The organism is Bacillus sp. V26, from assembly GCF_034296245.1.
In the GTDB taxonomy this organism is placed as follows: domain Bacteria; phylum Bacillota; class Bacilli; order Bacillales; family Bacillaceae; genus Bacillus; species Bacillus halotolerans.
Genome location: NZ_JAXKQF010000001.1, coordinates 348,349 through 362,970 on the forward strand (window position 1 = coordinate 348,349; position 14,622 = coordinate 362,970).

Consider the following 14,622-nt stretch of genomic DNA (forward strand, 5'->3'; position numbering starts at 1 on the left):
CGTGCAGCAGCACCCGGATCAGCTGAAAATGGAGGAGGAGCCCTTTTTAAAAGGGACAGTAAACACCGTCATTTATCACAATGACGCCAATTTATATACGGTTCTGAAAGTGAAAGTCACAGAGACCTCCGAAGCTATTGAAGATAAAGTCGTATCCGTGACGGGCTACTTCCCTGCGCTTCAAGAAGAAGAGACCTACACGTTTTACGGAAAAACCGTTACTCACCCAAAGTTCGGACTGCAATTTCAAGCTGAGCATTTCAAAAAGGAGATCCCGACAACAAAAGAAGGCGTCATTCAGTATTTGTCGAGCGATCTGTTTGAAGGAATCGGTAAAAAAACCGCTGAAGAGATTGTGAAAAAACTGGGTGACAGTGCGATTAATAAAATTTTGGCTGATTCTTCAGTCCTTTATGATGTTCCCAGACTGTCAAAAAAGAAGGCTGACACCCTTGCCGGTGCTTTGCAGCGGCATCAGGGACTGGAGCAAATTATGATTTCTCTGAATCAATTTGGGTTCGGCCCTCAGCTGTCTATGAAAATCTATCAGGCCTATGAATCCGAGACGCTGGAGAAAATTCAGGAAAACCCTTATCAGCTTGTGAGAGACGTGGAAGGCATCGGCTTTGGAAAAGCAGATGAGCTTGGCGGAAGAATGGGGCTCTCAGGGAATCATCCTGAGCGGATAAAAGCGGCTATTTTGTACACGCTTGAAACGACATGCCTTTCAGAAGGGCATACGTACATAGAAACGAAGCAGCTGATTATCGAAACCCAAACGCTGTTAAATCAGTCAGCGGCAGATGGACAGCGCATTACAGAAATGGATGCCGCTAATGCAATGATTGCGCTTGGAGAGAATAAGGATATTGTCATTGAAGATGAACGATGTTACTTTCCGTCGCTGTTTTTCGCTGAACAAAATGTTGCAAAGCGTGTGAAACAGATCGCAAGCCAAACCGAATATGACGACCAGTTTCCTGAATCAGAATTCCTTCTGGCTTTAGGGGAATTGGAAGAGCGTATGAATGTTCAGTACGCGCCGAGTCAGAAGGAAGCGATACAAAAAGCTCTGTCGTCACCGATGCTTCTTTTAACGGGAGGGCCGGGTACCGGTAAAACAACGGTCATCAGAGGCATTGTGGAATTGTATGGAGAACTCCACGGTGCTTCGCTTGATCCGTCGGATTATAAAAAAGATGAAGCCTTTCCGATTGTGCTGGCCGCGCCTACAGGTAGAGCGGCGAAACGAATGAGTGAGTCAACGGGTCTTCCGGCGGTTACGATACACCGGCTGCTCGGCTGGAATGGCGCGGAAGGATTTACTCATACAGAGGACCAGCCGATTGAAGGGAAGCTTTTGATTATCGATGAAGCGAGTATGCTTGATATATGGCTTGCGAATCATTTGTTCAAAGCGATCCCTGACCATATTCAAATCATCATTGTCGGAGACGAAGACCAGCTGCCTTCCGTCGGACCCGGTCAAGTGCTCAGAGACCTTTTGGCATCCCAGGTGATTCCGACCGTAAGACTGACAGACATCTACCGGCAAGCGGAAGGATCGTCGATTGTCGAGCTTGCCCACGAGATGAAAAACGGGCTGCTTCCGAACAACCTGACGGCCCCGACAAAGGATCGTTCCTTTATTCGCTGCGGTGGTTCACAAATTAAAGAAGTGGTTGAGAAGGTTGTCGCGAATGCATTGAAAAAAGGATATACGGCAAAAGATATACAGGTCCTCGCCCCAATGTACAGAGGGAAAGCCGGAATCAATGAGCTGAATGTGATGCTGCAGGATATTTTAAACCCTCCAAAAGAAAAGCGGAGGGAAATTAAGTTCGGTGACGTTGTCTATAGAACCGGGGATAAAATTTTGCAGCTTGTCAATCAGCCGGAAAACAATGTGTTTAACGGCGATATTGGAGAAATCACTTCAATTTTCTACGCGAAGGAAAATACAGAAAAAGAAGACATGGCTGTTGTCTCTTTTGACGGCAATGAAATGACATTTACGAAAAAAGACTTCAGTCAGTTTACTCATGCGTATTGCTGCTCTATTCATAAATCGCAGGGCAGTGAATTTCCGATCGTGGTTCTTCCTGTAGTGAAGGGCTACTATAGAATGCTCAGAAGAAACCTTCTATATACCGCCATCACGAGGGCGAAGAAATTTCTCATTTTATGCGGGGAAGAGGAAGCGCTGGAGTGGGGCGTGAAAAATAATGACGCGACTGTCAGACAGACCTCATTAAAAAACAGGCTGTCAGTGCAGGCGGCTGAAATGGATGCTGAGCTTGCGGCTTTGCAAAAAGAGCTCCCGTTCAGCGTGCACGACGCAAATATCGGAATGGAAGGCATTACGCCATTCGATTTTATGAAAGAAGAACAGCTGTAAAAAGGGCTCCCGTGTTTGCGGGAGCTTTTTTCATTGGGGGTGGAAGTGATTTCATCGTATGTGTCAAAGGTGAAAAGCAAAACCTAAGCCTGTTCAACAAAAGGTGGTTGATCACACTTTGAGAACATGCCATGAGGTAGAAGGATTTCCTGTATATTCAGAACAAACTTCTTTTTATCTTGGGACGATTTCTGATATTTGTTTTTCTCTTGAAGGAAATTGTCTCGGGTTTATTCTTGAACAAAAACGTCTTTTTCATAACCATCATGCGCTTTTACGAGCATGTGATATCAGTTGCATTCTTCATGACCGGATATTGGCCGCAGTCAATTCAGAACAGCTTTTGCCTCTTCCGAAATCATGCTTCACATATGAGCAGATGAAAATGAAGCTCGTGAAATCGCAAGAGGGTGATATTTTGGGGATGCTGGAAGATGTATACTTTTGTTTGGACAAGGGCATAATCGTAGCATATGAACTCTCGGACGGTTTCTTTTCTGACTTAGCGGGGTGCAAACGCCAGATCCAAAGAGCGGATTCGCTTGTAGAGGTGCGGAAAGACGAGATCGTTCTGAACGGATAGAGGTGTGAGATATGCTTATATGCCCGAACTGCAAAAGTAAGGATATCGGGAAAATCGGCGTGAACCAATATTATTGCTGGGGCTGTTTCATTGAGCTGACAGTGGTCAAAGGGAAGATTGAAACTCATCAAGTGGAAGAAGACGGAACGCTAAGCAGCCTGGATGATTTGTTTTCTGAGGATGAACGCAGCATCAATTTTTAATAACGAAAGGAGATGCGCAGGATGAATCGGACAATGACTTCTCTTTTGGCGCTGGGAGCCGGGGCTCTCGTGTACCGAATGGCAACTCAATCTGACATGCTGAATAACCGAAGCATGAAGCGGATGAGAAAAAGAATGATGAAGATGTTTTAAGGAATGAAGGATACTCTCTTTAGAGTATCCTTTTTATGTCTGGTGTGCCTCTAGGCGTCTGGCTGCAAGTGAAAGACTGTAATTGACTGCAAAATACATCAATGCCGCCAGCAGAAAAATCGGGAAAAAATAACTGCCGTCAGCGCTTTGCCCGTTTAAAATCTGCGCGTTATGAATAAGCTCAGGCAGGGCAATCACAACAGCTAGCGATGTATCCTTTAATAAAGAAATAAACTGGCTTACAATCGGCGGAACCATCCGGCGAAGCGCCTGAGGCATCACAATAGAGAAAAGTGTCTGTGTATAGCTAAGACCGGAGGAACGCGCCGCCTCAATTTGCCCTTTGTCAACTGAATTCAGGCCGCTCCGTATGATTTCAGAAAGCATGGCGGATTCAAATATTGTTAAGGCTGTAATAGCGGCAGCTGTAATTTCAAGTTTGATCCCGATTTCCGGCAGGGCGAAAAATGTAAAGAAAATAATTAATAATAAGGGGAGATTTCTGATCGTTTCAACGAGAACGGCAATCAGTTGAGAAAGAATAGGGATTTTCGCATAGCGGAGAGTACCTGCGATCAACCCAAAAATAAAGCTCAGAATGATAGAAATAAATGCAACGTACAGTGTGACGAGAAAGCCGTCCCATAAAAAAGCTAAATGTTCAGATGAATAAGCTCCGATGAAATCCAATGGTTTTCACTCCTTATCAATAGCTTCTTTACAGCCGTTTTTCCAAATAGTTAACACCGATACTAAGCGGTATCGTCAGCACTAAGTAAAAGAGTGCCACAAAGATATAGACATCAAAAACGACGAGCGTGCTTGATGACACCAAATCCGCTTGATACATGAGATCCAATCCGGCAACAACCCCGAGAATAGACGAGTTTTTGACCAAGTTTAAAAATTGATTGCCCAAGGGGGGGATCACAATTTTGATCGCCTGGGGCAAAATGATATATACCATTGCCTGGCTGTAGGTAAAGCCTGACGATCTTGCTGCTTCCATTTGCCCTTTTGAAACAGACTGGATGCCGGCTCTGATGGCTTCTGCGATAAAAGCAGACGTATAAATTGTGAGCGCAACTGTACCCGCTTGGAATCCATCCAGCCTCAGACCCGCATTTGGAAGTCCAAAGTAAAAGACAAATGTGATCAAAAGCAAAGGGATATTGCGGATAAATTCAACATAAGCCGTCCCGAGCCATTGCAAGGGCTTATATACTGTTATTCTCATCACCGCGACAAGAACGCCAAGCGCAAAGCTGCCGGCCAGCGCGATCAGGCTTGCGAGCAGCGTGTGATAAAAACCGTCCATATACATGTCGAAGTTATCGAATAGAATAGACACATTCATATGCTTTATTCACTCTCCTTATAAAATCGGGATGAGCATCGCCTGCTCACCCCGGGATGTTCGTTATTCAGCTGGTTCTTCTTTAATCCATTTTTTATAAATCTCGTCATATCTACCGTCCGATTTCATCTTTTCGAGAGAAGCGTTAATTTCTTTTGCGAGAGGCGATTGTCCTTTTTTTACGGCAATTCCATATGGCTCATCCGTGAATGGTTCTCCTGTTAATTGATAATTTTTATTCTCGTCAGCCATTCCGTATAAAATGGCATTATCCGTTGTGAGAGCATCACCTTGACCGGATTTCAGCGCTGTAAAGGCTTCGGTGTAGTTTTCGAACTCTAATACACTCGCATCAGGTGCCTTTTCGCGTATGTTTTGAGAGGAAGTGGAGCCTTTTACAGCGAGAACTTTCGATCCTTTGCCAAGGTCCTCAATACTTTTGATCTTGCTGCCTTTTTTCACGAGAAGTGATTGGCCTGCTTCAAAATAGACATCGGAAAAGTCAACTTCCTTTTTTCGTTCATCAGTGATCGTCATCGTTGCGACAATGGCGTCGATATCTCCGTTTTGAAGCATCGGAATCCTTGTTTTTGATGTGACTTCTTTAAATTCAGCTTTGCTTTCGTCCCCTAAAATATCTTTAGCGATTTGTTTGGCAATGTCGATGTCAAATCCCTCGATATCACCTGAGCTTGGGTTTTTCAGGCCGAACAGCCTGGTGTCGGTTTTAACACCGAAAACAATTTTGTCTTGATCTTTAATGGCAGCTAATGTATCTTTTTTGCTATTCTTTGCGCTTTCTCCGTTTGACCCCTTGCTTCCGCATGCAGCAAGCATGGCAACAGCGATTAAAGAAATCAATGCTAACGATAAAATCTTTTTCATACAAACTCCCCCATTTCTCTTTTTAATGATTTAAAATACGGCTCAAGAATAGGCGTGCCCGTTCTTCCTTCGGGTTTGCGTAAAACTCAGCCGGTGCTGCTTCCTCCAGAATGTTACCTTCATCAATAAAGACAATACGATCCGCCACTTCTCTCGCAAACCCCATTTCATGCGTCACGACAACCATTGTCATGCCTTCTTTGGCGAGGTTCTTCATCACATCAAGCACTTCACCGATCATTTCCGGATCGAGCGCCGATGTCGGCTCGTCAAACAGCATGACCTCCGGCTTCATCGCCAGTCCCCGGGCAATAGCCACACGCTGCTGCTGCCCGCCGGAAAGCTGGGAAGGATAGGCGTTAGCTTTCTCAGGGATCCCGACTTTTTCAAGGTAATACAGCGCAGTTTCCTTTGCTTGTTCAGCGGATTGTCCGAGTACTTTTACGGGCGCCAGCATAATATTTTGCAGCACGGTTTTATGAGGATATAAATGAAAGTGCTGAAACACCATTCCGATATTTCGCCGTACGTTATTAATGTCAGTTTTTCTGTCATTAATAACTGTGCCGTTTACGGTAAGTGTTCCTTCGTTAATCGTCTCCAGCCTGTTGATGCATCTGAGCAAAGTGCTTTTTCCGGAACCGGATGGGCCGATAATGACGACGACTTCACCTTTTTCGATTTGCAGGTTAATCTGCTTTAGCACATGAAAATCTCCGTAATGCTTGTTTACATTTTGAAATGAGATCATCGCAATCCTCCTAACAGAAACTTCAATAATTATGTGTAAATGTAACTAACTTACAAGTTTGAGGAAAGTAACAACACGATATGATGCATACCTTAGTGCGGAAGGGTCAAACTTTTCTGAAAATTTAACGCAGGAAAATATCCATTCCATTTGTCGGTGGAAAGAAAACATAAGAGAATAATTCCCTATAATCCTCAAAAGATATAGAAGAGGTGAAAGCAGATGCTCCAGAAACCGGTGCAGCTTTTGTTATGGGTGGCCATTTGTTTATTGGTCCTGTTAACAGTCTATGTCTTTTGTATGCTAGATATGTTATGGTCTCCCCTGTGGCTCGTCATAAAATCGATCTTTATTCCCTTGATCATTTCTATTTTCATTTCTTATTTATTACTTCCGGTCACTGAGTGGCTTCATGACAAAGGTCTGCCAAGGACTTTAAGCATTTTGGTGATTTACGTCCTTTTTTTTGGCGGACTGGGCTGGGCATTATATAAAGGTGTGCCTGTTCTAATCGTGCAGCTGACGGATCTGTCAGAAAATATACCTATGTTTGCCGAGACGTACAATGGGCTCCTTCTCCATGTGCATAACCATACAGATGACTGGCCGGACGGCATGCATCAGCGCATAGACAAAATGATTAGGCAGACAGAGGCGTTTTTCGCCGGCACAATCGAAGGGGCAATTAGCGGAATCCGTAAAGTGCTCGACTATTTCTTAATTGCGGCAACGATTCCTTTTCTCGTGTTTTATATGGTCAAGGACATCGAATTGATGAAAAAAACGGTGTGGTATTTGACGCCGAAGTCGTGGAGGAAGCGGGGCAGCGCTTTTTTGCTTGATGTAGATGATTCTCTCGGTGATTACATTCGCGGCCAGCTGCTCGTCTGCTTGATTCTTGGAGCTGTAGCCGGTATTACATTTTGGATATTTGGCCTTCCGTATCCGCTGATACTGGGTCTTATCTCGGGTATTACGAATGTCATCCCGTACTTCGGTCCCTTTATCGGCGCTGTTCCTGCGCTTTTGATTGCGATGACGATTTCTGTGAAGGCCGTCCTTGTCGTTGTCATTACGGTGTTTGTACTTCAATTTTTGGAAGGAAATGTCCTCAGTCCGTTTATTGTCGGCAGAAGCCTCAAGATGCACCCGGTAGTGATTATGCTTGCGCTTCTTGCCGGAGGAGAGCTGGCGGGGATTGTCGGCATGATACTGGCAGTGCCTGCTGCGGCTGTTTTAAAAGTAATGATGATCCATTTTCTGCGGATGCGGACGGAGCATTGACATTGGCGTGCCGCTTGTCTATAATTTCTCGTAGAATACATACGAATCTCGAGTGACGGATCTGAGTACGCCGAAGCCCTGTTAAAGAGAGAAGCTCCGCAAGCTGAAAGGAGCTTTATCAGAAGATCGGAGGAAGCTAATCCTGAGTGCAGTTAATCGCTGCCGCACATCCTGCGTTATTGGATGAAAGGTGACGGGCGAATCATAAGGCCCGTAATCAGGGTGGTACCGCGAGACAGCTCTCGTCCCTGTGTAAACGTGTGTTTGCATAGGGGGAGGGCTTTTTTGCTGTCACTGAAGAGAATTTCGATTTTTATAGAGGAGGAAATACAATGAAACACTTAACTTCTGCTGAAGTGCGTCAAATGTTTTTGGATTTCTTTAAAGAAAAAGGACATGCTGTAGAGCCGAGCGCGTCATTAGTGCCTCATGAAGATCCTTCACTGCTTTGGATCAACAGCGGTGTTGCGACGCTGAAAAAATATTTTGACGGCCGCGTTGTGCCGGAAAATCCAAGAATCGTAAACGCTCAAAAAGCAATCAGAACAAACGATATTGAAAATGTGGGTAAAACCGCGCGCCATCACACATTCTTTGAAATGCTCGGAAACTTTTCCATCGGCGATTATTTTAAAGAAGAAGCGATCACATGGGCTTGGGAGTTTTTAACGAGTGACAAGTGGATTGGTTTTGATGAAGAGCTTCTTTCTGTGACGGTTCATCCCGAAGATGAAGAAGCATATGAGTTTTGGGCGAAAAAAATTGGTATTCCGGAAGAAAGAATTATTCGCCTGGAAGGGAACTTCTGGGACATCGGCGAAGGGCCGAGTGGACCGAACACAGAAATTTTCTACGACCGCGGTGAAGCGTATGGGAACGATCCAGATGATCCAGAGCTTTATCCTGGGGGAGAAAATGACCGTTACCTTGAAGTATGGAACCTTGTATTCTCTGAGTTCAACCATAACCCGGACGGCACCTATACACCGCTTCCGAAGAAAAACATTGATACAGGCATGGGACTTGAAAGAATGGTATCTGTCATCCAGAATGTCCCGACAAACTTCGATACTGATTTGTTTGTCCCAATCATCAAAGCGACAGAAACGATTTCCGGTGAAGCATACGGCCAAGACCATGTAAAAGACACTGCATTTAAAGTCATCGCCGACCACATCAGAACGGTTGCTTTTGCTGTCAGTGACGGGGCGCTTCCGTCTAATGAAGGACGCGGCTATGTATTAAGACGTTTATTGCGCCGCGCTGTGCGTTATGCCAAAACGATCAACATCAACCGTCCGTTCATGTACGATCTTGTGCCGGTTGTTGCTGAGATCATGGCTGCTTTCTACCCTGAAGTAAAAGAGAAGGAAGAATTCATCTCAAAGGTCATAAAAACGGAGGAAGAACGCTTCCACGAAACATTGAATGAAGGGCTTGCCATCTTGTCAGAAATGATCAAAAAGGAAAAAGATAAGGGCAGCAGCGTCATTTCAGGTGCGGATGTCTTTAAACTTTACGACACCTACGGATTCCCGGTTGAACTGACTGAAGAATATGCGGAAGACGAGAACATGACAGTTGACCATAAAGGCTTTGAAGAAGAAATGAACCAGCAGCGCGAGCGGGCCAGAAATGCACGTCAGGATGTCGGCAGCATGCAGGTGCAGGGCGGCGCATTACGCGACGTAACAGAAGAAAGCACATTTGTCGGCTACTCTCAAACAAAGGCTGATGCCAATGTGATTGTGCTTCTGCAAGACGGCCAGTTAATTGAAGAAGCACATGAAGGCGAAACTGTACAGATCATTCTTGACGAAACACCTTTCTATGCGGAAAGCGGCGGTCAAATCGGCGATAAAGGCTTTTTGCGCAGCGAGCAGGCAGTGGTAAAAGTGAAAGATGTGCAAAAAGCGCCGAACGGCCAGCATGTGCATGAAGGTGTTGTCGAGAGCGGAACCGTTCAAAAAGGCATGCATGTAACAGCTGAGGTTGAAGATCATATGAGAAGCGGCGTGATTAAAAACCATACGGCAACGCACTTATTGCACCAGGCCTTGAAGGATGTTCTTGGAACGCACGTCAATCAGGCGGGCTCTCTTGTGAATGAAAACCGCCTTCGTTTTGACTTCTCACACTTCGGACAAGTGACAAAAGAAGAGCTCGAACGAATTGAAGTCATTGTAAACGAAAAGATTTGGGCAAGCATTCCGGTCAGCATTGATCTGAAACCGATCGCTGAAGCAAAAGAAATGGGAGCTATGGCTCTGTTCGGAGAAAAATACGGTGATATTGTAAGGGTTGTTCAAGTCGGAGATTACAGCCTTGAGCTTTGCGGCGGATGCCATGTCAGCAACACAGCGGAAATCGGCTTGTTTAAAATCGTATCTGAGTCTGGAATCGGAGCGGGCACTAGACGGATTGAAGCTGTAACAGGACAAGGCGCTTACGTGGAAATGAACAGCCAGATCTCAGTTTTGAAGCAGACTGCCGACGAACTGAAAACAAATATCAAAGAAGTGCCGAAGCGCGTTGCTGCGCTGCAGGCTGAGCTGAAGGAAGCGCAAAGAGAAAATGAATCTCTTCTGGCGAAACTCGGCAACGTTGAAGCAGGCGCGATTCTATCAAAAGTAAAAGAAGTTGATGGTGTCAGCGTGCTTGCGGAAAAGGTAAACGCCAAAGACATGAACCATCTCCGCACAATGGTTGATGAACTGAAAGCAAAAATCGGCTCTGCGGTCATCGTGCTTGGCGCTGTGCAAAATGATAAAGTCAATATTTCTGCAGGTGTTACAAAGGATCTGATTGAGAAAGGCCTTCATGCCGGCAAGCTTGTCAAACAAGCCGCAGAAGTTTGCGGCGGAGGCGGCGGAGGCCGTCCGGACATGGCACAGGCAGGCGGCAAACAGCCGGAAAAATTAGAAGAAGCATTGGCTTCTGTAGAAGATTGGGTGAAATCCGTTTTATAATTTGCCCATGTAGTGTAGAATGATGGTAAGATTAGGACCCCAGGCTGAACTTTGCCTGCGAATTTGGGAAAGAGGTGCAAAACGGTGAGCTCGTTTGATAAAACGATGAAATTTAATTTCTCCGATGATTCTGCCGAGACTAACGTAAATGAGGTGCTGATTACTGTGTATGACGCGCTTCAGGAAAAGGGCTACAATCCAATCAATCAGATTGTCGGATACTTGCTGTCAGGTGATCCCGCTTATATTCCTAGGCATCGTGACGCTCGCAATTTAATTCGCAAACTTGAAAGAGACGAATTAATCGAGGAATTGGTGAAGTCTTATTTAGAACAGCATAAAGAGGCGTAAATAAACAATGAGAATATTAGGGCTCGATTTAGGAACCAAAACACTCGGTGTTGCTCTGAGCGATGAAATGGGCTGGACTGCTCAAGGCATTGAGACCATAAAGATAAATGAAGCAGAGGGCGATTACGGATTACCCCGTTTATCTGAACTGACAAAAGACTATACTATAGATAAGATCGTGCTCGGCTTTCCTAAAAACATGAATGGAACAGTCGGCCCGAGAGGTGAAGCCAGCCAAACATTTGCGAAAGTGCTTGAAACCACGTACAATGTTCCTGTTGTGCTGTGGGACGAGCGTCTTACCACAATGGCGGCTGAAAAAATGCTGATTGCCGCTGATGTCAGCAGGCAGAAACGAAAAAAAGTCATTGATAAAATGGCGGCTGTTATGATTCTGCAAGGATATCTTGACAGCTTAAATTAAAGCCAGAGGTGAATATAATGGAACACGGCGAAAAAAATATTACAATTGTTGACGAACAAGGAAATGAACAGCTTTGCGAAGTGCTGTTTACATTTGAAAACGAAGAGTTTGGCAAATCTTATGTGTTGTACTACCCAATTGAAACAAAGAATGATGAAGAAGTAGAAATTCTTGCTTCCAGCTTTACGCCAAACGAAGATGGTGAAGACGGCGAACTATTCCCGATCGAAACCGATGAAGAATGGGATATGATCGAAGAGACATTAAACACGTTTTTAGCGGAAGAAGACGAAGAGTAAAACCGCGCCAAAAGCCGGAGCCTATACTGCTCCGGCTTTTTTTTGCTTATAAAGAGACCTTTTTTTGTAATAAATTGCCGAAACAGCATGAATCATGTAGTATAAAAGCTGATGGGAGGAGACCTTATGTATATTAATCAGCAAAAAAAATCATTTTTAAATAAAAAAAGAATTGTACTGTCTTCCATTATTGTGCTGCTTCTCATCATAGGCGGAGCATTTTTATATGGGAAATCACTGCTGGAACCTGTTGAAAAAAACAATAAAACGACAGTTAATATTAACATTCCGAGCGGATCGTCTGTATCTGCGATCGCATCGATTTTGAAGGAAAACAATGTCATAAAAAGTGAAAAGGCATTTCAGTACTATGTGAAATATAAAAAAGCTTCCGGATTCCAAGCCGGGTACTACCATCTGAACAAAGGAATGGATCTGGATGCCATTATCAAGAAGCTGACAAGCGGAGCAACAAACTACGCCTTTCAAATCACGGTCCCTGAGGGGAAACAGCTGACACAGATCGCCGACGCCATTGCGGAGGAAACGAAATACTCAAAAAAACAGGTCATGGCAAAGCTGGACGATAAAACGTTTATCAATCAGCTGAAAAAGGAATTTCCGGACACCGTTACAAACGATGTTTTTCAGAAAAATATAAAGCATCCGCTGGAAGGATACCTATTCCCGGCTACATATCCATTCAACGATCCGGATACATCGCTTGAGAACATCATAACTGAGATGATGAAACAGACAGATTCTTATGTGAAGACATACAAAACAGAAATGAAGAAAGAAAAGCTTTCTGTGCATAAGCTGCTGACGATGGCTTCTTTGATCGAAGAGGAAGCGACTGAAAAAGCCGATCGCCATAAAATTTCCAGCGTCTTTTATAACAGGCTGAAAAAGAAGATGCCGCTTCAGACCGATCCGACCGTCTTGTACGCGGCTGGAAAGCATAAAGACCGGGTGCTTTATAAAGACCTTGAAATCGATTCGCCGTACAATACGTATAAAAACACCGGTCTGCCGCCAGGACCGATTGCCAATGCCGGAATGTCGTCATGGGAAGCGGCGCTTCATCCGGATAAAACGGACTATCTGTACTTTTTAGCAAAATCAAACGGTGAGGTCGTATTTACGAAAACATTAAAAGAACATAATAAAGCAAAAGAAAAATATATTTCGGCAAAAAATCAGAAATAAAAGGAGAGCAAAAGCTCTCCTTTTATTCGCATTCCGCAAGGTTTTATGATAAAATATATCGGGTTGTTTACTAACGTATACAAGTTGTGCTCAGAGAGTGTCCTGTGTCAAAGACTGGGGCACTCCTTTTTAGAACGGGAGGCTGTTTGTTGTGACAGACCGCTATGAACAAATAAATGACTATATAGAAGCATTATTGAAGCCTCAGCCGGATAACGTGAGGAAACTGGAAGCATATGCGGAAGAACATCATGTTCCGATTATGGAAAAAGCGGGCATAGAAGTGCTGATCCAAATTTTGTCTGTCAAACAGGCGAAGAAAATACTGGAGATCGGAACGGCTATCGGTTACTCGGCCATTCGAATGGCGCTGGCACTGCCGTCTGCAGAAATATATACGATTGAACGCAATGAGACACGCCATGAGGAAGCTGTTAACAACATAAAGGATTTTCAGCTTGATGACCGAATCCATGTGTTTTACGGGGACGCGCACGAATTAGCAGAAGCCGTTCATGTCACAGCGCCATATGATGTGATTTTCATTGATGCTGCTAAAGGTCAATATCAAAACTTTTTTCACTTATATGAACCGATGCTTTCGCCAGACGGGGTGATTTTAACAGACAACGTGCTGTTTAAAGGTCTGGTGGCAGAGGATTACAGCAAAATAGAACCAAAAAGAAGGCGCAGGCTGGTATCAAAAATCGATGAGTATAATCATTGGCTGATGAATCATCCTGATTATCAAACTGCGATTATCCCTGTTGGGGACGGGCTTGCGATCAGTAAAAAGAAGAGGTGAACGTCATGAAAAAACCAGAGCTCTTAGTCACACCGACAAGTACGGCAGACATTTTGCCGCTGATTCAGGCGGGGGCAACTGCGTTTTTAGTTGGGGAACAGAGATACGGTCTGAGATTAGCGGGGGAATTTTCCCGTGAGGATGTAACGAAAGCGGTAGACATTGCCCATAACGAAGGAGCAAAAGTATACGTTGCCGTAAATGGAATTTTTCATAACGATAAAGTGGGAGAACTTGGCGATTATCTCGCTTTCTTAGCGGAAACGGGCGTTGATGCGGCTGTATTCGGCGATCCTGCCGTTCTTATGGCTGCACGTGAATCAGCGCCGGATCTGAAGCTTCATTGGAGCACAGAAACGACAGGAACCAACTATTATACATGCAACTACTGGGGACGTAAAGGCGCAGCTCGATCTGTGCTTGCCAGAGAATTAAATATGGACAGCATTGTTGAGATCAAAGAAAATGCAGAAGTTGAAATTGAAGTCCAGGTGCATGGAATGACCTGCATGTTCCAGTCGAAGCGTTCCTTGATCGGAAACTATTTCGAATACCAAGGCAAAGTCATGGACATTGAAAGAAAGAAAAAAGAATCCGGCATGTTCCTGCATGATAAGGAACGCCATAATAAATATCCGATTTTCGAAGATGAGAACGGCACACATATCATGAGCCCGAACGATGTTTGCATCATTGATGAACTTGAAGAGCTGATAGATGCGGGAGTCGATTCTTTCAAAATCGACGGTGTGCTGAAATCATCTGAATACTTAGTGGAAGTCACCAGCATGTACAGAGAAGCGATTGATCTGTGTGCGGAAAACCGTGACGATTACGAAGCGAAAAAAGAAGACTGGATCGAACGTATTGAAAACATTCAGCCAGTAAACAGAAAAATAGATACCGGGTTCTTCTTTAAAGAAACGGTTTATTAATGAAAAGGAGGTTACG

16 protein-coding genes are annotated in these 14,622 nt (G+C 44.5%); 12 read left to right on the forward strand and 4 right to left on the reverse strand.

Annotated elements, in window-relative coordinates; translation table 11 throughout:
- Position 1 precedes the first annotated feature (1 nt).
- From UJ203_RS01815 to UJ203_RS01830, 4 genes are all read left to right on the forward strand, one after another.
- Complete coding sequence (locus tag UJ203_RS01815; RefSeq protein ID WP_322008484.1) at positions 2–2,398, forward strand: ATP-dependent RecD-like DNA helicase; 2,397 nt, start codon at positions 2–4, stop codon at positions 2,396–2,398.
- Positions 2,399–2,516: 118 nt separating this feature from the next.
- Positions 2,517–2,981 carry a PRC-barrel domain-containing protein gene (locus tag UJ203_RS01820; RefSeq protein ID WP_095714637.1) on the forward strand — a complete coding sequence of 155 codons (465 nt, stop codon included), beginning with the start codon at positions 2,517–2,519 and terminating at the stop codon, positions 2,979–2,981.
- A gap of 11 nt (positions 2,982–2,992) precedes the next feature.
- Positions 2,993–3,184 carry a hypothetical protein gene (locus tag UJ203_RS01825; protein WP_010335110.1) on the forward strand — a complete coding sequence of 64 codons (192 nt, stop codon included), beginning with the start codon at positions 2,993–2,995 and terminating at the stop codon, positions 3,182–3,184.
- A 21-nt stretch (positions 3,185–3,205) separates the two neighbouring features.
- Positions 3,206–3,337, forward strand: coding sequence for a YrzQ family protein (locus tag UJ203_RS01830; RefSeq protein ID WP_024122308.1), 132 nt, complete (start codon positions 3,206–3,208; stop codon positions 3,335–3,337).
- Between the two features lie 33 nt (positions 3,338–3,370).
- On the opposite strand, the gene UJ203_RS01835 is transcribed toward UJ203_RS01830, so the two are convergent.
- The 4 genes from UJ203_RS01835 to UJ203_RS01850 form a co-directional block, all read right to left on the reverse strand.
- Positions 3,371–4,027 (reverse strand): amino acid ABC transporter permease, encoded by a 657-nt coding sequence (locus tag UJ203_RS01835; protein WP_322008485.1) that lies wholly within the window; start codon positions 4,025–4,027, stop codon positions 3,371–3,373.
- A 28-nt stretch (positions 4,028–4,055) separates the two neighbouring features.
- Positions 4,056–4,694 carry an amino acid ABC transporter permease gene (locus tag UJ203_RS01840; RefSeq protein ID WP_322008486.1) on the reverse strand — a complete coding sequence of 213 codons (639 nt, stop codon included), beginning with the start codon at positions 4,692–4,694 and terminating at the stop codon, positions 4,056–4,058.
- 63 nt (positions 4,695–4,757) lie between these two features.
- Positions 4,758–5,579 carry a transporter substrate-binding domain-containing protein gene (locus UJ203_RS01845; RefSeq protein ID WP_305934516.1) on the reverse strand — a complete coding sequence of 274 codons (822 nt, stop codon included), beginning with the start codon at positions 5,577–5,579 and terminating at the stop codon, positions 4,758–4,760.
- A gap of 22 nt (positions 5,580–5,601) precedes the next feature.
- A complete protein-coding gene (locus UJ203_RS01850; protein ID WP_024122304.1) occupies positions 5,602–6,330 on the reverse strand; it encodes an amino acid ABC transporter ATP-binding protein in 729 nt (242 codons plus the stop codon).
- Between the two features lie 222 nt (positions 6,331–6,552).
- On the opposite strand from UJ203_RS01850, the gene UJ203_RS01855 reads away from it, so the two are divergent.
- The 8 genes from UJ203_RS01855 to UJ203_RS01890 all read left to right on the forward strand — a co-directional run bounded on the left by UJ203_RS01855 (position 6,553) and on the right by UJ203_RS01890 (position 14,606).
- A complete protein-coding gene (locus UJ203_RS01855) occupies positions 6,553–7,614 on the forward strand; it encodes an AI-2E family transporter (protein WP_024122303.1) in 1,062 nt (353 codons plus the stop codon).
- A gap of 332 nt (positions 7,615–7,946) precedes the next feature.
- Positions 7,947–10,583, forward strand: coding sequence for an alanine--tRNA ligase (gene alaS, locus UJ203_RS01860; protein WP_202853642.1), 2,637 nt, complete (start codon positions 7,947–7,949; stop codon positions 10,581–10,583).
- An 84-nt stretch (positions 10,584–10,667) separates the two neighbouring features.
- On the forward strand, positions 10,668–10,934 hold the full coding sequence (locus UJ203_RS01865) for an IreB family regulatory phosphoprotein (RefSeq protein ID WP_003225903.1): 267 nt from the start codon (positions 10,668–10,670) through the stop codon (positions 10,932–10,934).
- A 7-nt stretch (positions 10,935–10,941) separates the two neighbouring features.
- The gene (gene ruvX / locus UJ203_RS01870; protein ID WP_024122301.1) at positions 10,942–11,358 is read left to right on the forward strand and encodes a Holliday junction resolvase RuvX; all 417 of its coding nucleotides are present in this window, start codon (positions 10,942–10,944) and stop codon (positions 11,356–11,358) included.
- A 17-nt stretch (positions 11,359–11,375) separates the two neighbouring features.
- Entirely contained in the window at positions 11,376–11,657 is a 282-nt protein-coding gene (locus UJ203_RS01875) for a DUF1292 domain-containing protein (protein ID WP_105953513.1), read from the forward strand.
- Between the two features lie 126 nt (positions 11,658–11,783).
- On the forward strand, positions 11,784–12,866 hold the full coding sequence (gene mltG, locus UJ203_RS01880; RefSeq protein ID WP_105990309.1) for an endolytic transglycosylase MltG: 1,083 nt from the start codon (positions 11,784–11,786) through the stop codon (positions 12,864–12,866).
- Between the two features lie 151 nt (positions 12,867–13,017).
- Complete coding sequence (locus UJ203_RS01885) at positions 13,018–13,671, forward strand: O-methyltransferase (protein WP_322008487.1); 654 nt, start codon at positions 13,018–13,020, stop codon at positions 13,669–13,671.
- A 5-nt stretch (positions 13,672–13,676) separates the two neighbouring features.
- Positions 13,677–14,606 carry a peptidase U32 family protein gene (locus tag UJ203_RS01890; RefSeq protein WP_044154330.1) on the forward strand — a complete coding sequence of 310 codons (930 nt, stop codon included), beginning with the start codon at positions 13,677–13,679 and terminating at the stop codon, positions 14,604–14,606.
- The last annotated feature ends 16 nt before the right edge of the window (positions 14,607–14,622 follow it).